At 43.4% G+C, this 21,858-nt stretch carries 13 protein-coding genes; 9 read left to right on the top strand and 4 right to left on the bottom strand.

Features of this window, described 5'->3' with window-relative positions:
• The first annotated feature begins 18 nt into the window (after positions 1 to 18).
• A complete protein-coding gene (locus tag DBR43_RS02635; protein WP_124577644.1) occupies positions 19 to 615 on the top strand; it encodes an RbsD/FucU domain-containing protein in 597 nt (198 codons plus the stop codon).
• 20 nt (positions 616 to 635) lie between these two features.
• On the opposite strand, the gene DBR43_RS02630 is transcribed toward DBR43_RS02635, so the two are convergent.
• The 4 genes from DBR43_RS02630 to DBR43_RS02615 are packed head-to-tail and all read right to left on the bottom strand — an operon-like array spanning position 636 to position 5,170.
• On the bottom strand, positions 636 to 1,589 hold the full coding sequence (locus DBR43_RS02630) for a hypothetical protein (RefSeq protein ID WP_124577642.1): 954 nt from the start codon (positions 1,587 to 1,589) through the stop codon (positions 636 to 638).
• A 30-nt stretch (positions 1,590 to 1,619) separates the two neighbouring features.
• On the bottom strand, positions 1,620 to 3,326 hold the full coding sequence (locus DBR43_RS02625) for a galactosyltransferase-related protein (protein WP_124577640.1): 1,707 nt from the start codon (positions 3,324 to 3,326) through the stop codon (positions 1,620 to 1,622).
• A 5-nt stretch (positions 3,327 to 3,331) separates the two neighbouring features.
• Complete coding sequence (locus DBR43_RS02620) at positions 3,332 to 4,483, bottom strand: TlpA family protein disulfide reductase (RefSeq protein WP_124577638.1); 1,152 nt, start codon at positions 4,481 to 4,483, stop codon at positions 3,332 to 3,334.
• 3 nt (positions 4,484 to 4,486) lie between these two features.
• Positions 4,487 to 5,170, bottom strand: coding sequence for a DUF4369 domain-containing protein (locus tag DBR43_RS02615; RefSeq protein ID WP_124577636.1), 684 nt, complete (start codon positions 5,168 to 5,170; stop codon positions 4,487 to 4,489).
• 786 nt (positions 5,171 to 5,956) lie between these two features.
• On the opposite strand from DBR43_RS02615, the gene DBR43_RS02610 reads away from it, so the two are divergent.
• The 8 genes from DBR43_RS02610 to DBR43_RS02575 all read left to right on the top strand — a co-directional run bounded on the left by DBR43_RS02610 (position 5,957) and on the right by DBR43_RS02575 (position 21,817).
• Complete coding sequence (locus DBR43_RS02610) at positions 5,957 to 8,416, top strand: glycosyl hydrolase family 95 catalytic domain-containing protein (protein ID WP_199756936.1); 2,460 nt, start codon at positions 5,957 to 5,959, stop codon at positions 8,414 to 8,416.
• A 34-nt stretch (positions 8,417 to 8,450) separates the two neighbouring features.
• Positions 8,451 to 9,962, top strand: coding sequence for a sulfatase (locus DBR43_RS02605; RefSeq protein WP_124577634.1), 1,512 nt, complete (start codon positions 8,451 to 8,453; stop codon positions 9,960 to 9,962).
• A gap of 111 nt (positions 9,963 to 10,073) precedes the next feature.
• On the top strand, positions 10,074 to 11,492 hold the full coding sequence (locus tag DBR43_RS02600; RefSeq protein ID WP_124577632.1) for a Gfo/Idh/MocA family protein: 1,419 nt from the start codon (positions 10,074 to 10,076) through the stop codon (positions 11,490 to 11,492).
• A 294-nt stretch (positions 11,493 to 11,786) separates the two neighbouring features.
• Positions 11,787 to 13,415: a histidine kinase gene (locus DBR43_RS02595; protein ID WP_124577630.1), complete on the top strand. Its 1,629-nt coding sequence runs from the start codon at positions 11,787 to 11,789 to the stop codon at positions 13,413 to 13,415.
• 128 nt (positions 13,416 to 13,543) lie between these two features.
• Positions 13,544 to 16,231 (top strand): zinc-dependent metalloprotease, encoded by a 2,688-nt coding sequence (locus DBR43_RS02590; RefSeq protein WP_124577628.1) that lies wholly within the window; start codon positions 13,544 to 13,546, stop codon positions 16,229 to 16,231.
• A gap of 37 nt (positions 16,232 to 16,268) precedes the next feature.
• A complete protein-coding gene (locus DBR43_RS02585; RefSeq protein WP_124577626.1) occupies positions 16,269 to 19,628 on the top strand; it encodes a SusC/RagA family TonB-linked outer membrane protein in 3,360 nt (1,119 codons plus the stop codon).
• A gap of 11 nt (positions 19,629 to 19,639) precedes the next feature.
• On the top strand, positions 19,640 to 20,965 hold the full coding sequence (locus tag DBR43_RS02580) for a RagB/SusD family nutrient uptake outer membrane protein (protein WP_124577624.1): 1,326 nt from the start codon (positions 19,640 to 19,642) through the stop codon (positions 20,963 to 20,965).
• 96 nt (positions 20,966 to 21,061) lie between these two features.
• Positions 21,062 to 21,817, top strand: a complete 756-nt coding sequence (locus DBR43_RS02575) for a LytR/AlgR family response regulator transcription factor (RefSeq protein WP_124577622.1) — start codon at positions 21,062 to 21,064, stop codon at positions 21,815 to 21,817.
• Positions 21,818 to 21,858: the final 41 nt, after the last annotated feature.

Here is a 21,858-nt window from a genome sequence, read left to right as displayed (position 1 = left end):
AAAAGCAATTACACACGCATGAAAATATTGTCAACAATTTCAAAAACACTGCTGATCGCTCTGGGGATCAGCAGTACCTTCCTGATCGCCGGATGTAATTTTGCTGCAGAGCAGAAAACAACGGCCAGCCCTCTAAAGAAAGAAAGCAACTGGAAACAGCAGTTTGATGAAAAGCTTCCCTTCCTTGGACATAGAAACTGGATCCTGATTGTAGATAAGGCCTTTCCGGAACAAAATGCTCCGGGGATGGAATATATCTATGCCAATGAAGAGCTCTTGCCGGTGTTAAAGCTCGTTTTAGGTCAGGTCAATCAGTCCACACATGTGAAGCCGGTCATTTACCGGGATAAAGAGCTGGGTTTTATCAAAGAAGAACAGGCAAAAGGAGTAACTCAGTTTATTCAGGATTCCAAAGCCTTGTTTGCTGCACAGAACGTTCAGACCCTGCTTCACGATGAGGTGTTTAAGAAACTGGATGCGGAATCTAAATTGTTTAAGGTATTGGTGATCAAAACGAATGAAACCATTCCCTATACTTCGGTATTTCTGCAGCTGGATTGTGGATATTGGAACGCAGATAAAGAATTACAATTGCGGGCAAACATGAAGCCGTAATTGAATCAGGCGGATATCTCTCATTGCAACAGCCATGCTTCAGACCAGCTGTGGTCATGGTTGTCTGCTGATACACTCCATAGTGTATTGAGGAGTGAATTCCGGGGAAATGAAACCTCTGTATGCTTAAATTTATTAAGAATAAAAGCCTGTTCATCGGAATGAAAGGTCTGGCCCGGGTTCTCAATTTCTATCGAAGCTTTTTCTTTCCATTCCTTGATGTTTAAGCTAAGTCCGGCTTCATACCATCCATTTAACAGCCACAAAAACCTGCTGTTATCTGTAGCCTTTTCCATGGAGGGATTTGAAAAATGCGCTTCAATCTTTGAAGTGATTTTACAGATGATCTCATTTAATAAACTAAAATTCAATTGCAGAGGAAGGAGTTTGCATGCCATGATAAGGGATTGGCTGATGGTTATAATGGTCTCTTCCTCAAGTTGGTTGAAGTCCTGATTCAGTACCGAATTCTCGTCAGAAATTAAACTTTCGTACAATTCGTCAATCAACAGCACCATACACTCTTTATTGCAGATCTCTTTATAAAAATTGCGCTCCGGATTTTGGGCAGTGAGCCGTTTATATAAATACAACATCCGTCCTAATGTACCGGTATTCAGATCGATTGAGGGCGCTTTACTGTACATGATTAACTTATAAAGCTCATCGTCCAGATCTTCCAGGAAATCATCCGTATTGACCTCGATAAAATTGTTCTGCGCTAAAAACTCTATCGCCCAGCCTATGCCAATCAGTCCGTCGTTAAAGCTGTATTCTTCCACCAGGGCAATATTTTCAGCAACTTCATCCAGTAATGCTGTTGCTTTTTGTGTGGCATCAGGGCGATGGCCATTGCTTCCATTCAAAAAATAGGCAATACATAATCCCATTTTGCCATTATTGAGTCCGTAACCATCAGCTGACAAGAGCGCGTCCGACAGATCGAGTTCAATAGTTGAAGGTGTTGTGTTCATGGTTTCAGAATTTAAGAAAATTTTAACAGGTTAAGTATTTGGCCAGTTCCAGGTGCTGATGTATTGTTCCAGTTCAATTCTTTGCATGGAAGAGATTTTTAAGTATTCATTGGTCAGTTTAATACGCTTGTCTTTATTGGGGTAACCGCTGTTGATCGAATCCTGGTGTGGTAAATGGTATAAAGAGCCTGGTATTCTTTTGATCTGATAACCCAATAATAGCATTCGCTTCCAGCGTTCCACATCGTCTGGCCCCCAGCTGGTTAAATGTTCGTTTTCTAAGCCGGCTTCCTGATAGGCTTTCCTGTTTAAAAATACACAACCACCATAGGAGCGTTTTGAAGCAGATAGCAGTTTGCCGGAGTTATGCTCAAAGAGTCCTGTATTTAATAGCTTTGAAAACATTGCTTTCATCAGCAGATCGACCCCGATGAAATTGCCGTCATATGGATAGACCATCTGCTGCTGACCTGTTCTTAGCAGTTCCGTGGCTGCTGTGATCTGCTTGATGGGCAGAATGACATCGGTATCGTATAAGGCAATGTAGGGCGTGTCAGCGAGCCCGATTAACAGGTTGTTGTACCGGGTCCTGTGGAACCCGGTATTGTCGTCTTTTATGAAGTGATATTGCAGGGTGTCAGGAAGCTGGCTGGGATCCAGTTTCTGAACATCATCCGCTTCAATCAAAATGATATTTGTATGGAAGTACTGGTGAATAAATTTGGTGATGATATAGACATTTTCAAGCCGGTCTTCGGAATCAATGCGGACTGGTATCAGGAAGCTGAAGTCAGTTAAATTGCACCTTTCTTTTAACAGGTATTGCTTGTATTTCCTGATTTCTGTCGTTACAAGATGGCTGTAAGAATTTTTATCTATGGCTGAAAAGTCATCATTAAAAGGTGAACAGCTGAAATAATCGTTCTTCCGGAAGAACCTGTTGTCTTTAATAGATTCACTCCCGGTATAGTGAGTAATGGTTAATATTTTAGAATCGTCTATCCTGGTATCGGCCCAGGCAAAATCCAATTCATCATGAATCGCGACCTGCTTACCCATTCTGATGGCTTGCCACCATATACACCACATATCCGAACACCAGGCTTGTATTTTTTTAGGATTACAATAGCCCAATTGCATATTGAATTGATGCAGCAGGGAAAACATGGATTCTGAATTTGATTCCAGTTCTTCCCAAAAAGAGGCCGAAACCTTTTTTAAAAGGTATTGTGCACCTCCGCAATTCAGGTCATGCTGCTCAATCTGCCTGGTTGAAACGCCGATAAGCGCAGACATTTGCCCGAAAGTAGCTATGCCTCCTGCCTGCTTTATATAATTGGAATCCGTGTAGTTTCTGGTGTCTGAAGCATACCAGATCTCATCTGCTGATAATTTCTCAAAATCAGGAAGCCGGTTAAAAATAATATCCGAATCGTGATAGAATACGGCTTTAGTCTCGAGATGTTTATTGGCCCTGAAATGTTTTGCGATGAGGTGAGGTCGAATAGAGGATAGGTATCCGGGTTTTACCCTGCTGTCTTCATACGCATGGATATTAACCTCCGGGTGTTGTTTAATCAAATCCTTAAAATAAGTAGATAAACCTCTTTTCGGATCATAACCAATCAATACATGAATCTGATGGGGATGAATTCCCAGTCGCTGGAAATTGAACAACTGCAATTGCAGTTGCCACAGGAAATAGTATTGGTCGGGTTGAGCGGATAAAAATATCATAGCAGTTATTCAAATATCTTTTTCAATTGCTTTTCCAGTGCATCTCCTCTCAGGTCTTTTGCAATAATAATTCCTTTCGGATCTATGAGGTAATTTGATGGTACATATTGAATGTCAAAGGCTTTTTGTGCAAGGTGATTAAAATCACTTAGCTGGGGCCAAAGGTTTAGGGAATCCTCCTGAATGGCCTGTTTCCAGGCTACTTTTGCTTTGAGTTCATCCTGGGAAATGCTGAGGATTTGAAATCCCGAGTTCTTATACTTCCGGTAAATTTTTAAGAGTAAAGGATGCCCTGCGCGACATGGCAGGCACCAGCTGGCCCAAAAATCTACGAGCAGGTACTGTCCTTTATAATCACTTATTTTAACATATTTGCCTGCAGTGTCAGGAAGAGAGAGGTCTTTTATCGGTTTGCCAATGGTCAGTTCTCTGCCTAAGGACAATTTCTTTAATAATGTTTGAGCAGAAGGCAATTGACTGATGCTTTTATCCAATTGATTGAACAGGGATTCCACCTGCTCCGGTTGCGCAGTGATCCGCGAATTTCCCAATGGTCTGTCGCCATATTTACAAAGTGCATACAAACCCGCTGCGGTATTTAAGTGCTCAAGTATAAATTTTTTATAGAGCTGCCCGTCAATGGCATTTTCCATCGAGTCTCTGATGAAACTGATTTTCTTTTCAACCGCTGTTATTTTTTTATGCTCATAGCTGATGCTTCTGACCAAACTATCCGATCTGGATTCATAGCCGGCCACCTGTTTTTCCAGTGCATTGATTTGAGTTTCTATTGCTGAGGGCACAACAGTGGACATTACCGGTTGATGATCCTTATTGATGGATAACTGATAAGCGGAAGGAATGCCCAGGAATGAAATTGAGCTGAGTTTTTTTTCCGGCCAGTAAAAAGTGACCTTTATAAATCCGGGCTCATCAAGGGTGGTCTGATAACTGAATTCAGGGCCGGTGATGAAGACGGTGTCTGTTTTACGCTCATAACGACCGAGGTTTGTTTTTTCAATTAAAACTTTATGCGGTTGCCGCTGCGTGGAGCTTAAATCGGCAGTCAGCGATAATTTTCCTGACATTTCTTGTTGACCCGAAGCCGTAACCATGATGTTGGTCAGGAATAATACTAAAATCAGTCTTAATCCCATGGATTACTTATAGTTGTCTATCCGCTTCTTTAAAGCGATTCCTTTTTTACTCTTCTTTAACTGCTCAGAAAGTGAGGCGTAAAGCATTTTGGGAGAACCGAAGTAACTTTCTATTCTGTCACTATTTGCTTCGCCAATGCCCTGACTAATCTCGAATACGGCATCAAGGCTCATCATGGATGCAGGATATTTTTTTACAAATTTCAACAATGAACCGTCTTTAGCCCTTAACGCAGCAAACCATTCGTGCAATTGGGTAGTCAGTTTGCCACCGGATACGATACGGGCCTCTTTCACCTGATCAAAATTTTGAATGTCCAGCCCGATGTTTTCAAGTATGATGTGCTTGAAATTCTTTTCTTTGTCGACAACCAGAATAAGTTGGTTGAATTTAGAAATCATCTCTTCTTTTGAAATGTTGCCACGCTCTTCGACAAATACACAGGCATGTTGATAGCCGTTTTCGCCCGGGTCAAACGTCCCTTTGAAATCAAACTTTCCGTTTGTTATCGGGCTGACCATAAATATTTTTGAACTGGAAATGGGAACCTGATGGGACAGTGTCGTTAAATAAGCAAATTTAGCATGCTTGCTGTCCTGAACAGTCCCTTGTACATGAAATTTGATGGCTTGCGCCGAAGTGTATAAAGAAGTAAGCAGTAAAACTAAGGCAATGTAATATCTCATGGGCAAAAATTTAGGGATGAATCTGAAATTAAAGATCAGGGGAGAAACTCCCCCGGTCTTTAATTGGTTTTAGCAAACACCAGCACAGTAATCCATGCTATGTACTGTGATACAGCAATTGTAGCAGGTGTTAGGATTTGATCTCCAGCTATTGCAAATCGTACTGGCTACAGCACCACCTAATACTTTTTTTAATTGAGCCCTGTTTAATACTTCAGATTTTTTGGTCGCGTCGGTTTTTAAATTTAACTTTTTCATGTTTTGTATTTGGTTAATTTAATGATGATAATTTCACGTAATATCATCTTGGTACGACATGTGTTTTATAACCTTATGCTGGTTATTGGAATTTCCTGTTGCAACAGGGAAAGTTCCGCTTCTTTTGTACAAAATATCGTTTAAGTAAGTAATGGTTCTGGATTTTCACCTGATCCGGTGAGTTGTAGTGATTTATTTCGGAGTATTGAATTTGATCTGTGTAACAGGGGGTGGATATTCATAATTAACGCTGATAGTGTTTAATAAGTGAATAAAATAAATTACTGAAAAATAATCAATTTTAAATGGCAATCAATTTTCCGTTTGGTCTATTGTAAATGTATTTATTTTTAAATAAGAATCAAATGTTTTTTTATTGCCATATCGGGGAGATCCTGCGCAGCAGTATGGAAACACCGGTAATTAACCGCTTAAAGCCAAAATCCCTTAATAATTTGACAAAAAGATAAATTTTCTGTTGGTTATTTGTGCCGTTCTTTGAGTAACACACCTGAAACCAAACCAGATATGAAGTTTTACCAAAACTTGTTTTTAGCCACAATTGGCCAGAGTTTGCTCTTTGCAATGAGCGGAACGGGCTATGCGCAATCGTCCGATATACAGCTTTATTTTAAAAAACCAGCTGCCTCCTTTCAGGAGGCTTTGCCTTTAGGAAATGGCCGTCTTGGTGCCCTGATTGGTGGAAACCCCAATAAAGACAAAATCACACTCAATGAAATCTCATTATGGTCTGGCGGGGTCCAGGATGCAGACAATGAAAATGCCCGCAATTACCTGAAACCCATCCAGGATTACCTGCTGAAAGGGCAAAATAAAGAGGCCCAGGAGTTGCTGCAGAAACAGTTTGTAGCAAAAGGGGCGGGTTCCGGTTCCGGAAACGGGCAAAATGTTCCTTATGGCTGTTACCAGACCATGGGCGATTTGTTCATCTCCTGGAAGGATACCACTGCTGCTTATTCAGATTATCACAGAACTTTAAACCTGGAAAAGGCCATCGCGAAAACGAGCTGGAAACGGAATGGGGTGACTTATACGCAGGAAGCATTGATCAGCATTCCGGGAAATGTCCTGATGATCAGGATCAGGGCTTCGGAAAAAGGAAAAATCAGCTTTTCCACCAGCATCAGCAGGAAAGAAAATGCAAGCGTAAAAACTGAGGGCCAGGGCCTGATCATGACCGGGCAATTGCCAAATGGTAAAGAAGCCGGATTGCGCTTTGCTGCGGGATTACAGGTGCAGGCGAATGGCGGAAAGAAATCCGTTAAAGGAACCGCGATCGAAGTGCTCAATGCCGATGAATGCATTCTGCTTTGGACAGCCGCTACAGATTATAACATCGCTGATTACAGCAAAAGAGGGGCAGATCCGGTGCCGGTTGTAAAAAACAATCTGCTTCGCGCAGAGAAACTCAGCCCTTTACAACTGGAAAAAGCACATGTCAGTGCTTTCGGTAGTTTTTTCAACAGAAGCCGGTTTTACCTTAAAGGAGCAAGTGCTGAAGTGGCAGGTTTAAGTACCCCTGAACGCCTGGTCCGTTATGCCAAACAATTACCCGATCCTCAGTTTCCGGCCCTGTATTATAATTTCGGACGTTATTTACTCATCTCTTCCTCACAACAGGGGAGTTTACCTGCCAACCTGCAGGGGCTTTGGGCAGAAGAATACCAGACACCATGGAACGGGGATTATCACATGAACATCAACATCCAGATGAACTACTGGCTGGCCGAACCAACCGGACTGGGAGATCTTGCAGATCCTTTACACCGCTTTATCGGGAGCCTCGTTAAACCCGGGATGAAAACCGCAAAAGCCTATTACAATGCACCGGGATGGGTAGCACACGTGATCGCCAACCCATGGGGATACACTTCCCCGGGAGAAGGTGCCGCATGGGGCTCAACCTTAACTGGTGGTGCCTGGCTCTGTGAACACATCTGGGAACACTATAAATTTACCAAAGACAAGGCTTTCCTGGCCAGATATTATCCTGTTCTTAAAGAAGCCTCAAACTTCCTGGCGGCCATTCTGATCGAAGAACCAAGCCACAAATGGCTGGTGACTGCTCCTTCCAATTCGCCGGAAAACACCTATATCATGCCCGATGGTTTTAAAGGACAAACGGCCATGGGGCCAACGATGGACATGCAGATCTGCAGGGAAATCTTTGGCTACAGCATTGAAGCTGCAAAAATCTTAAATAAAGACCAGGAATGGGCAGGAAAGCTGGCCGGTACCAGAAGCCGTCTGGCTCCAAACCAGATCGGTGCTGCCGGAGACATCAATGAATGGCTGGACGACTGGAAAGATGCGGAACCTCAGCATCGCCATACCTCTCATTTGTATGGTTTACATCCTTACGAAGAGATTACCCCATGGGACAGCCCGGAACTGGCAAATGCGGCAAGGGAAACACTGAAACAAAGAGGTGATGACGGGACCGGATGGTCGAAAGCCTGGAAGATCAATTTCTGGGCTAGACTTGGAGATGGTGATCATGCTTTAAAATTATTCCGGCAACTGCTGACCCCGGTAGATCCGATCCGTAAATTAAACATGCATTCCGGTGGAACCTATCCGAACCTGTTCTGCGCACATCCGCCATTCCAGATTGATGGAAACTTTGGGGGAACAGCAGGCATCGCAGAAATGCTGATGCAGAGTCATGGAAAAGACAATGTGATCCGGTTGTTGCCGGCATTGCCTTCTGATGCAGACTGGAAAGATGGAAGCGTGAAAGGAATGAGGGCCAGAAATGCTTTTGTGGTTGATTTTGAATGGCAAAATTCTCAATTGAAAAGCGGTAAAATACTCGCGCTGAATGCCGGAACCTGTTGGGTAGCTTTACCTGAAAATACGCTTTTGAAAGATGCCAGTGGTAAAACGGTCGCCCGGACAAAAGACAAAGCGGAGCTGCTTAGCTTCAAGGCGGTTAAAGGTGCATCTTACCGTTTTGAACGCCCTTAATCCGGAATTAAAAGACGATGACTATATTTATTCTATGAAAAAAATCCCGCTTTTTATTAGCTTGCTGCTTTTGTCTTCTGCATTATTTGCCCAGAAGAAGCCCAATATCGTGATCATCGTGTCTGATGACCATGCCTTTCAAACGATCAGTGCTTACGGAAGCAAACTGATGCAAACCCCGAATATCGACAGGATTGCAAAGGAGGGCGTGCTCTTCAACAAGGCCTACGTGACCAACTCCATTTGCGGCCCGAGCAGGGCCGTGATCCTTACCGGAAAATACAGTCATAAAAATGGCTTCAAAGATAATGACCATTCCAGGTTTGATGGCAACCAGGATACTTTTGTGAAACATTTGCAATCCGGAGGATACCAGACCGCATGGATCGGGAAATGGCATTTGGGAAGTAATCCGGAAGGGTTCAACTATTGGCAGATCCTTCCAGACCAGGGGAACTATTATAATCCTGATTTTTTGATGATGGATGGGAGCCGGAAAAATACAACGGGCTACGTGTCTAACCTGATTGAAGATGCTGCAGAGGAATGGATGGAGAAGAGAGATCCTTCAAAGCCCTTCTGCCTCGTGATCGGGCATAAAGCGACACATAGAACCTGGATTCCTGATACCACAGATATGGGGCGTTTTGAAAAGATGAAATTTCCAATGCCTGCGAACTTTTACGATGCTTACCAGAACAGGGAAGCGGCAAAAGTTCAGGACATGACCATTGATAAAACAATGCTGATGGATTATGATCTGAAAATGCTTTCTTATAGCAAGCAGGCAGATGGCGCGATAAAACGGATGAACCCGGAGCAGCGCGCAAAGTTTGATGCCTATTATCAACCCATTGAGGCCGATCTCAAAGCCGGAAAGCTGGAAGGGAAAGCCCTGGTAGAATGGAAATACCAGCGCTATATGAAAGATTACCTGAGCACTGCGGCTTCTCTGGACCGCAATATCGGGCGTACACTGGACTATCTGGACCAGCATCATTTAACAGACAATACCATCGTGGTTTACCTGTCTGATCAGGGCTTTTATATGGGCGAACACGGTTGGTTCGACAAACGCTTTATGTATGAAGAATCCTTCAGGACGCCGATGATGATGCGTTATCCGGGAAAGATCAAAGCAGGCAGCAAATCGGAAGATTTTGTGATGAACCTGGACATTGCGCCAACGATGCTGGATGCTGCTGGATTAGCCCTGCCTAAAGAAATCCAGGGCAAGTCTTTTATGCCTTTAGTAAAGGGGAATCCCAGGGCCAAAGGCAGGGATGCAATGTACTATCATTACTATGAAAATACCGTCCATTCCGTTTCACCGCATTTCGGGGTCAGGACCAAAAGGTACAAACTGATCCGTTTCTATGAACGGGTGAATACCTGGGAGCTTTATGACCTTCAAAAGGACCCCAGCGAAGAAAATAACCTCTTCGGGAAAAAGGGATATGACTTGATTACAAGGGAATTAAAAGGGGTATTGAAGGCGCAGATTGCCAAATACGACGATCAGGAAGCTGCGGGATTAATGGAATAAATCAGTCACCTGATTTTTACGCAAGCGTTTGCGTTGACAAAGCGTTAAAAAGGAGGGGGCAGATTCATTATATTCGTTTAATACATCAATTCTAACCAAACAAGACCACAAATGAAACCTAACCGTAGAAAATTTTTACAATCACTGGCCATTGGCACAGGAGCAGTAGCCATCGGACTGCCTGCCTTTTCAAAAGAGGCAGCCGCTGAAGAGGAAAGCACTTATCGCTACAGCGAAGCGGCACCAAAATTTAACATGTGCGGATATGCGGCACCAAAGATCGATAAAGTCCGCATTGGCTTTATTGGCCTTGGAATGCGCGGACCGGGCGCTGTAGGACGCATGTCCTTTATTGAAGGGGTGGAAATCAAAGCCCTTTGTGATAAACTTCCGGAAAGGGCAACTGCTGCACAAAAAATCCTGACCGGGAAAGGATTACCCAAAGCAACAGAATATTCCGGCGAAAATGGCTGGAAGGAAATGATTGAAAAAGAAGACCTGGACCTGATTTACATCTGTAGCCCATGGCATTTACATACCCCAATGGCAGTTTATGCAATGGAGCATGGCAAACATGCCGCTACAGAAGTTCCTGCGGCACTCACGATCGAAGATTGCTGGAAACTGGTAGAAACCTCTGAAAAGACCCGCAAGCATTGTATGATGCTGGAAAACTGCTGTTATGACTTCTTTGAAATGCTCACTTTAAATATGGTCCGTCAGGGCATGTTCGGAGAGCTGATCCATGCAGAAGGAGCCTATATCCACGACCTGTTGGGCCTCAACTTTAACAAGAAAGGCTATGAAAGCATGTGGAGACTGAAAGAAAACATTGATTTCAATGGTAACTTATATCCTACACATGGTTTGGGCCCTATTGCGCAATGTATGAACATCAACAGGGGCGATAAAATGGATTACCTTGTTTCTATGTCGTCCAATGATTTCATGATGGGAAATGAAGCGAAGGAAAGAGCCAAAAAAGATGCTTTCTATAATGAATTTGTAGGCAGAAACTACAGAGGAAATATGAATACCACCACCATCAGAACGAACAAAGGGAAAACCTTAATGCTGCAGCATGATGTGACTTCTCCAAGACCTTATTCCAGAATCCACCTGTTGAGCGGTACAAAAGGATTTGCCAGCAAATGGCCTGATCCGGAACGCATCACCTTTGGGGAAGAATGGCTGAAAGAAGACGAAATGAAAAAATTATATGATAAGTATACTCCGGAACTGATCAGACATGTGGGGGACATCGCGAAGAAAGTAGGCGGACATGGCGGAATGGACTTCATGATGGACTGGCGCCTGATCGATTGCCTGCGTAATGGTCTGCCTTTGGACCAGGATGTGTATGATGCCGCAGCATGGAGCTGTATTGTGCCATTGAGCAAGAAATCTGTTTCGAAGCGGTCTTCCAGTGTCGATATTCCTGATTTCACCAGAGGTGGATGGACGGCCAATAAGCCGGTAAACTTAACGCTGGACGGTGGTGGAAACACGACGGTAAGAAGCATGAAATAAACAGTATATATCACCTTTTTATAAGCAGCCCGGAATTGTCGCAAACGTTTGTGCAGTCCCGGGCTTTTGTGATTTGCTTCCATACCGTTTATGAGTTAAAAATTGTAGCTGCTATGTCAAAAGATAAGCCGATTTATTAGCGAATGTTATTATTCTAATATTATTTGATTGTTTTCTATAAGGAATAGTAAAAAGAGTTTATTTTATTTTATCCGGAGGTAATTCTTTAGCCTTTCGGTCTGCCGGAATATCCTGCCGCATAGCTATCGTGCTGATTTTCTTATCTTTGCGGCAATGAAGTTTGCTGTACAAAAACCCCGGTACCTGATGGTCATCGGTTTAACCATCTTTCTGTCTATCATCGGGATTGTCCTTTTTACCGGCAGTTTACTGGAGCAACGCATGACCCGGATTTCGGGATTCACAGGGGGGATTTTATACAAGCAAAAACTCAGCATTTTCAGTTATGAGTTCAATAATATCCTGAATATTAACCGGAATGCGATCAAATCATTTGCTCAGGGAAAGGGAGGTAATGCTGAGGAGCTTAGTGATGAAAACCTGCAAAAGACACTTAGGCAAGCCCTGCTGGTAGAAAAAAAGGTGAATCGCGCCTGGTATGCATTGGTAAAAGGAGCAGATACTTCTTTCTTTTACCTGATTCGCAATGCAGAAGGGGTTCGTAAAGCGGCAATGCCCGATGAGGTCAAAGCCTGGGCAAGGCAACAGTTTTTAATTCAGAATGGGCCGATGGTCAGATCCAGGATGACCAATGAAAGGGATACCCTGCATTGGCTTACAGCCTCAGATCTGCTGCAATCCGCAAAAGGTAAATTGATCTTTGGGCTGGACATCAACTTGCTGGAACTCCAGCATTCCTTTTATAATATAGATCCCATTACCACCACTTTTGCATTTATTGTTGACGAAAACGGAGTTTGCATCTACAATCCATATGAAAAACTGATTGGAAAAAAGATGTACCGGATGCGGACGGAAAAAATGAACACCAAGGTGATCGGAGGTGGGAAAATCCGAAGCGAAAAGGTGATGTCAGATTCTATTCAGATCCCTGTAAACAGATACTATATCCCCAACGCGATTGTCGGTTTAAAATGGACGATGGTGGTCGATATTCCAAGCTTTGTCCTGGAGGAAGACGTTTCGGCGATCAAGAATTATTCCGTTTATCTCGGGCTGATTGCGGTAAGTATCATCATCGGGCTGATCTGGCTGTACCAGCACAGGTGGCAAAAGGAATTTTTACTAAGGAGAGAGGTGGAGATCAACCGGCAGGAACTCTCTATGGAGAAACAGGCCTTAAACCTCATTGCCGAGCGGCAGCAAAAGGAAAATGCCTTATTGCAGCTTGGAAAACTAAAAGAGAAAGTGAATCCGCATTTTCTGTTCAATTCCCTCAGTTCTTTAAACGCCCTGATTGCACAGGACCCTGATCTGGCAAAATCATTTGTCGTCAAGCTGTCCAGGGTTTACCGTTATGTACTGGAATCCTATCCCAACGGATTGGCTACCGTGGAAGAAGAACTGCGCTTCATGAATGAATACTTTTTCTTATTGAAGATCCGCTTTGGAGAAGCACTGGAACCTTTAACCCTGGAGGTTTCTGAAGAACACCTGCAAGCGAAAATCCCTTTTATGAGCTTACAAACCCTGATTGAAAATGCAGTGAAGCACAATATCCTGTCCAAATCCAATCCGCTTAAAATCAGGATGGAGAGCCAGGGCGATGGAATTATGGTGAGCAATAACCTGCAGCTTCGTCCCGATGTACGCGATTCCGGAAAGCAGGGTTTAAATTACCTGCAAAGCACCTACGCTTATTTTGGAAACGAACAGCTGAAGTATGGCGTTGAAGGGGATCAATATCAGTGCTTTCTCCCTGTTTTGTATTTAACTGAATAATAATCAGGACATCATATTTAATTAACAATGATTTTTTTCACTCCTTAAAACTGCGCTTTCACTAAACATAATGCGCCATTCCACTCCTAATAATTTCATAATGTGCCAATTATGCAGCACTTTGGAACATGATTTTGAATAAGACTTCATTTTTTTCAACCGGAAAAAAACACCAGATTAAACTAGCCGATACCTTCAGGATTCCTTTTTTTACCGGTTTAGTATGTCTCTTTGCGTTCAGTGTAAACGCACAGACGCCTAAGAAATTGCCTAAAAAAATTGCGAAGAAAGCAGTTGCCGACACCTTAAAAAAGAAAAATCCTGCCGATAGTACCAAAGGCAAAGACCTTAAAAATTATACCGAACTGTTAAAGAAAGCAAAGACCCTTAACGGTTTATTTAAAGTTCACCAGATCGAAACCGATTATTACTTTGAGATCCCTTTAAAATTAATGGGAAAAGATTTTCTGATCGTGAACAAGATCTCTTCCGTGCCATTGGCATTGAATGAGTTTGGCCTGAATAAAGGGATCAATTACGACAATAAAGTGATCCGCTTTTCTCAGAACAAACTGGCGAAGACAGTTTGGGTGAAATCCATTGTTCCTCAGGTGGAATCACCGGAGGGGGATGCCATCACGCGTTCTGTGAAAGATAACTTTGTGGGCTCCGTGATTGAGTCCTTTAAGATCGAAGCTTACTCCCCGGACTCTTCGGCGGTAGTGATCAAGATGAACAGGGTTTTTGATGGAACAGACAAAAGCTTTAATGATGTTTTTACGGATATCGGATTGGGCACTGCGCCAAAAACGAGCTTATCCGGGATTGAGCACATCAAAAGCTTTCCGGAAAACATCGTGGTCCGCGCTTTACTGAGCACCAAAGTGACGGAAGGCAGAAGCAGCACGCCCATCAGTATGGCCGTAACGACAAACCTGCTTTTATTGCCGGAAAAACCGATGAAACCGCGTTTTGCAGATGATAGAGTTGGATTTTTTACCACACCAAGATGGTATTTTTCTGATGCACAGCACAAACTGGAAACCAGGGAACTGTTAACCAGATGGAGAATGGAGCCTAAACCGGAAGACCGTGCCCGTTACCTGAAAGGGGAACTGGTGGAGCCGGTAAAGCCGATCATCTTTTATATTGATCCATCCACGCCTGTGCAATGGAGAAAACAAATCATTGCGGGGGTGGTAGACTGGCAGAAAGCTTTTGAACAAGCGGGTTTTAAAAACGCCATTCAGGCGAGAGAAGTCACAGATACGACAGATTACGATGGTGATGACATCCGTTATTCGGAAATTACCTATGCCGCATCGCCTAAATCCAATGCCATGGGCCCTGCGGTGGTAGATCCACGTTCGGGAGAAATCCTGGAATCAGATGTGATCTGGTGGCACAATGTGATGACCTCTTTGAATTTCTGGATGAGGATACAAACCGGCGTGATTGATCCGGAAGCAAGAAAAAACAAGCTTTCTGATGAACGCATGGCACATGCCATCCGCTTTGTTTCTTCCCATGAAATCGGGCATACTTTAGGTTTAAAACACAATATGGGTTCCTCTTTTGCCTTCCCGGTAGATTCCCTGCGTTCGCCTTCATTTACGAAGCGTATGGGCGGAACAGCTTCTTCTATTATGGATTATGCACGTTTCAACTATGTGGCACAACCGGAAGATAAAGTGACCAATATTACGCCTCAGATCGGGCTTTATGATAAATATGCCATTGCCTGGGGATACCGCTGGTTAGATGTGGAAGATCCGCATCAGGAACTGCCGGTCCTTAAAGAATGGATCAAAGCACATGCTAACGATCCTTTATACCATTACGGAGAGCAGCAGGACTCGAAAAATGTGATCGACCCAAGGGCACAGTCGGAAGATTTAGGGGATGATGCCGTGAAAGCAAGTCAGTATGGACTGGCCAACCTGAAACGCCTGGTTCCACAGATTTCAACCTGGGCTTCCAATGAGGGAGAAGACTACGTACAGGCTGGAAAGCTGTTTATGGCGGCCATCTTTCAATGGCAAACCTATGCGGAACATGTGATGGCGAACATTGGTGGTTTATACCTGGAAAACCCGGTAGCGGGTGACCATAAAGATGCTTATACCCCGGTTCCTAAAGCCATGCAGCTCAAAGCCCTTGACTTTTTAAAAGAACAGGCGATCACTGCCCCGGAATGGTTATTTGATGCCGCATTGCTGAAAAAGACCTTCCCGATCAAAGAATCACCGGTAGGACTGGTAGAATATGCGCCATACAACCTGAAACGCGAATTTCAATATGGTCTATTGTATAGCCTGGTAAGTCAGGAGCGCCTGTTGAGAATGATGGAGATGGAAATCATGATGGGTAAAGAAAACGTATTTACCGCGTCAGAATTACTGAAAGAACTGAGAGGAACAGTGTTTGCAAAAACCTTAAATGGTAAAAAACTTTCTGTGGAAGACCGCATGCTGGAGCAGAACTATGTAGATGTACTCCTGGTAAGTACCGATAAAATGCTGGAGAAGATCAACAAAACCGCATTACAGGAAAACAAATTGAAACTTAAAAATGAATTGCAGCTCTGCGACTTCGGAAACGATGGCAAAACGGCAACCGCAGCAGAAGGAACAGCTTTAAGAAACATTCAGTTGAACTCGATGAGCAGAACTTCTGATGTGGCCGCAGCGAAACGCGGAGAACTGTTACAGATTGTAACACTATTGGAAAAAAATAAAGGCAGAGGGGATGATGCCACAAAAGGTCATTATATGGACCTGATCTTAAGGATTCGTCAGAGCCTTAAAATGAACTAAGGAACAACCAACAAACTAATAAAATAATATAGGGGATATGAATAAACAATTACTTTTAATACTGTTCCTGTTAGGCATCAGCCTGACCGGTTTCAGTCAGAAACAAACGACCATCACCGGGCAGGTGCTGGACGAAAAGGATGGCTTGCCCATCCCGGGGGCTTCTGTATTTGTAGACAATGCCGCCATCGGTGAGCAAAGCAGTGTTCCGGGAGTGATTCAAAACTCTGTGATCGGAACGGTAACAGACAGCAATGGTAAATTTAGCTTAAAAGTACCTGAAGGAACCACTTCATTAAAGGTGAGCTATCTTGGATATGAAGCAGTACTGATCAATATCATCAATAAAACGAACATCACGGTTTCCCTGAAAAACAGCGACAATACGCTGGGCGAAGTGGTCGTGAACGGATATTCGGATATCGCCAAGCGTAAAAATACTACGGCAACCACCAAACTGGATTACAGTAAAATCCGTCAGACCGGTGTTTCCGGAATTGATCAGATGCTGGCAGGACAGGTAGCAGGGGTAAATGTAAGTACCATTACCGGCGGACCAGGCGCAGCACCAAAGATCAGAATCCGCGGTACAGTTTCTCTGAACGGAACCCAGGATCCTTTATGGGTATTGGACGGCCTTCCGCTGGAAGGAACAGATCTTCCAAGCAGACTTGCAGATAAAGACAATATTGACCAGTTGCGTAATTTGCCGATCGCCGGGCTAAACCCGGACGACATCGAGGACATTACCATCCTGAAAGATGCTGCCGCAACCTCTATTTATGGAGCAAGGGCTGCCAATGGGGTAATTGTGATTACCACGAAAAAAGGTAAAAAAGGACCGATGGCAATCAATTTCAGCGCCAATACCTTTATCGCACAAAGACCAGACCTTGGCAAACTTAATTTGATGAATGCCAATGAAAAGGTAGATTTTGAATTGGGCTTAGCCTCCAGAGCTGATCTGACCTGGAGAGATAACCAGGGTGCAATTGCCAGAATTCTTAACAAAAGCGGAGAACTCAATACGTATAGAACCAATGGTTTCTCAGGTTTAAGTACCGCAACACAAAGTGCAATCAATGCATTGAGAACACAAGGTACAGACTGGGAAAAGGAATTGTATCAGCAGGCCATTAACCAGCAATACACGATGGCATTGTCTGGTGGAACGGAACAGGCGAGCTATTACTTCTCCGGTGGTTATTATAACGAGAAGGGAACGACGAAGCAAACCGGAATGGAACGTTACAACATGACCCTGAAAACGGATTATAACATTTCTTCGAAATTGAAAGCAGGAGTGGCCATTTTTGGTTCCAAAACCAAACGTAATAATTACCTGACAGATGCAGATTCATTTACGAATCTGGCTACCTATACCAGGAATGTAAACCCTTACCAAACGGTGAGAGATGCTTCAGGCGCTTTTAACTACGATCCGGATATGTTTGGGAACGTAAACGGAGATGTTTACCTTCCTTTTAACCTGGTGGAAGAACGTGAAAATACCCGCTATACCCTCAACAGTAAGAGTGTGAAAACGGTTATGGACCTGGGTTATCAGATCAATAAAAACCTGAAAATCCGCACGGAACTGGGCCTTCAGTTTGAGGATGTTGGCGTAGAGAAATATGCAGGTCAGTCTTCTTATTTTTTACGTAAACTGAGAGAAGGAACCAAATATTACAACTCTGCAACTAAAAAAGATGAGTACTTTTTACCGGTAGGGGGAACGAATCAAAATCAGACCTCTTCCTTATTTCAGTACAACTGGAAGTCCATTCTGGAGTACAAAAAGGTGATTGCTGATAAACATGAAATCGAGGCACTTGCCGGATCAGAGTTGAGAAGAAACAACAGAGAAGACATCAATGTCAAAGCTTTTGGTTTTAATGAACAGACACTGACCAACCAGAACATTATATTTCCAAATGGCAATTACGATGGAAAATCATCTCCATACCGTGCCTATCAGAAAACAAAAGGTGAAAATGCTTTTGCCTCTTTCTATGGTACCTTATCTTATACTTACGATAGAAAATATACCGCTTATGGAAGTATCCGTTACGATGGATCAGATCTTTTTGGGGTAGATCCTAAGTACAGATACCTGCCGATTTATTCGATCTCAGGTGCCTGGAATGCCAGTGAAGAAGATTTTATTAAAAATGCGAAATGGATTTCCAATCTGCGTGTACGTGGTTCATACGGACTTCAGGGAAATATCGACAAAAATACCTCGCCATTTGTAGTGGGTGATTATGGTAATGTTCCAATCCTTCCGGGTGGAAATCAACCTGTAATTTCTGTAAACAGTCCGCCAAACAATAAACTGAGATGGGAAAAAACGACTACCTATAATGCAGGTCTGGACTTCGGAATCTTGAATAATGCAGTTCAGTTCACGATAGATTATTACCACCGTTTCAGTGATGACCTGATTGGAACAGAAGCTTTACAACTGGAAAATGGATTTGATTTTACAAGCTCAAACTTCTCTCAGGTAAGGAACCAGGGAATTGAATTCTCTGTGTCCACGAGAAACATCAGCACCCATAATTTCCAATGGTTTACAGATTTTAACATTGCCCGTAACAAAAGTAAGGTGATCAGAGAAAAAGTTCGCCCGAATCAGCTGAACCCATCTAAAGAAGGGTATCCGGTGAATGCATTGTTTGTACTTAAAACAGCAGGACTGGATGCCAACGGTATTCCTCAGTTCCAGAGAGACGGAAAAACAGTTTCCCTGGAAGATTTCTATAAATTATACGATCCGCTTGCCGGCATATTTGACGGACAACTGGTGAGCAGTGGATTGGATGGAAAAGGATTCCAGGACCTGTATACCTATGCTGGTGATATGGACCCTAAATTTACAGGGGGCTTAACCAACCGTTTCCGTTATGCGAATTTCGATTTGTCGGTAACCGCCATCTTTAACATTGACCAGTGGGTGAAAGCGAGACCTACTTACAGCGCAGCTGAAGTAGACCGTGGAAGGAATTACTCGAGAGATGTACTGAACGCATGGTCGCCACAAAATCCTGGTAGTGCCTTACCTGGAATATATGGATACGACACCTTTGCGGGAAGCCGTTGGATGGCTTATAAATGGCAAAGTGGTAACGATCCTGGAAATACTTATAACGACCTGGATATTTTTGCAAAGAAAATCAGCTATGTGAGGATCAACAGCATCCGTCTTGGTTATACCATGCCATCTAAGATTGCCGGTAAAATTAAAGCAAATAGCTTGAGAATTAGTGTAGAAGGCAGAAATCCATTTGTATTCGGAACGAGCTATAAAGGCTTCTTTGATCCGGAGACCTATGGTAATATTTATTCACAACCGATTACAAGAAGTATTTCTATCGGTTTAAATGCCACTTTTTAAATAAAAATCTGATGAATAAGATCATAAAATTAACCGCTGTAATCTGCCTGATTTTATCGGCCAGCAGCTGTAAGAAATATTTAGATATAGAACCGGTAGGAAGGGTCATTCCTAAAACTGCAGAAGACTTCAGGGGATTGCTGAACTCGGGATACGCCGGCTTTCCTAACCATAAGTCCTTACTTGCTTATCGTACGGAAGAATTGTTGTTGAATGAAGACAACTCGGAAACCAACAATTACCGCGATATCTATAAATGGAATGACGTTACTCCGGATCCTGTTTCCCTTCAGTTTCCTTATCTGTCGATGTATAAGTCTATCTTTTATGCAAATACGGTAATCGCAGATGTGATCGATAAAGCCGGGCAGAGTGCAGAAACAGAACAGTTAAAAGGAGAGGCTTACTTACTTCGTGCCTATGGCCATTTTGAGTTGCTGAACTTATATGCAAAACCATATGATAAAAATACTGCCGCAACAGATCGTGGTGTAGCACTTTCTTTAACCGTTGATCTGGAGCAAAAATATACTCCGGTATCTGTAGAAAAGGCATATGATCAGATCTTTGCCGATCTTTCAGAGGGATTGAAATTGGTTAATGTAACGACTTTTGAGGCGGGTAAGAACTATAGGTTTAGCAAACGTGCTGCCCTGGCACTTGCTGCAAGGATCTATGAATTCAGAGGAGACTGGGCAAATGCCCTGAAGGCCAGTCAGGATGCTTTAGCGCTGAACGGGGAACTGGAAGACCTGAATGTAGCGACCTCAGTTTTACCGAATCACTACCAGTCGAAAGAAAACATCATGTCCATGGAAAAGGCATTTGATCCGGGAGCGACCAATGCTTCTTTAATCGCACCACACCTGATTGGTATTTACGACCAGGTTAACGACAAAAGATTTGCGAAGTACTTCAGTAAAAGAGGAACGGATTACAGATCGGTTAAAGGTAATTTAGATGCTTTAAAGATCTCTTTCCATAACTCAGAATTGTACCTGATCCAGGCAGAAGCGGCGTTGCAGAGCGATAACCTGTCGCTGGCCTTACAAAGTTTAATGGCCCTGAAAGCAAAACGTCTGACACCTGCTTATTTCGCTGCAGAACAAACCAGGATCTCAGGACTTGGTAAAGCTGCGCTTTTACAGGAGATCATCAACGAAAGAGAAAGAGAACTGGCGCTGGAAGGTCACCGCTGGTACGATTTAAGACGTTATGGTCAGCCGGAATTAAAGCATACTTCGTTGGGAGCAACTTTTACGCTTCAGAAAAATGATCCAAGATATACGATCCGTTTCCCTCAGGATGCGATCGCTAACAATCCTAATCTTCAATAGGGGGGAGATATAGTATACGTCTTTTGAACGTGAATTACTCTGGTCTGTTTTTACAGGCCGGAGTTTTTTTTTACATTTACAGTTCAGCAGAAAAAGATGAGGGTATTAATTATTGAGGATGAAGAACTGGCGGCGGATACGCTGCACAAGACGCTGTTGAAGCTGAATCCGAAAATAGAAGTGCTCGCCATCCTGGGAACCGTCGAAGCTGCGGTGGCCTGGCTGGGCAAAAATACCGCAGACCTGTTGTTCATGGACATCCACCTGGGCGATGGGGAGAGCTTCCAGATCTTTGAACAGGTGAGCGTAGAAAGCCCGGTGATCTTTACCACAGCCTACGATCAGTATACCTTAAAAGCCTTTAAAAATCAGGGCATCGATTACCTGCTCAAACCTTTCGACGAAGAAGATGTAGCCTCGGCCCTGGCCAAGCTGGACAGCATCCGCAAATTTTCTGAAATCAATATCCCTCAGATCCGTTTTAAAGCAGAGGAACCTTTAACCAGAATCCGAAACCGCTTTATGGTTAAACTCGGCAAACTCATCAAAACCGTACAGTCTGATGATGTGGCTTATTTTATGGCGGACGATAAATACCTGTTCCTGGTGACCAATGATAAACAGAATTACATCATTGAAGAAACCATAGGCAGTCTGGAACCACAGCTGGACAATTCCGACTTCTTCCGCATCAACCGCAAGTTTATCATTCACATCAAAGCGATCAGGGAAATGTATAAGCTTTCCCGGAACCGGGTGCGGATTGTACTCGAACCTGCACCGGTAGAAGGACTGGAAGTGGTGGTCAGTGAAGAAAGAGCGGAAGCTTTTAAAAACTGGTTAAATCAATAATCGCTTTTAATTTCCATTAAATTCTATACTTTTACTTCCGA

The sequence above is a fragment of the Pedobacter sp. KBW06 genome (genome assembly GCF_003852525.1).
Classification (GTDB): Bacteria; Bacteroidota; Bacteroidia; order Sphingobacteriales; family Sphingobacteriaceae; genus Pedobacter.
This window is presented reverse-complemented; position numbering and strand designations above follow the sequence as displayed.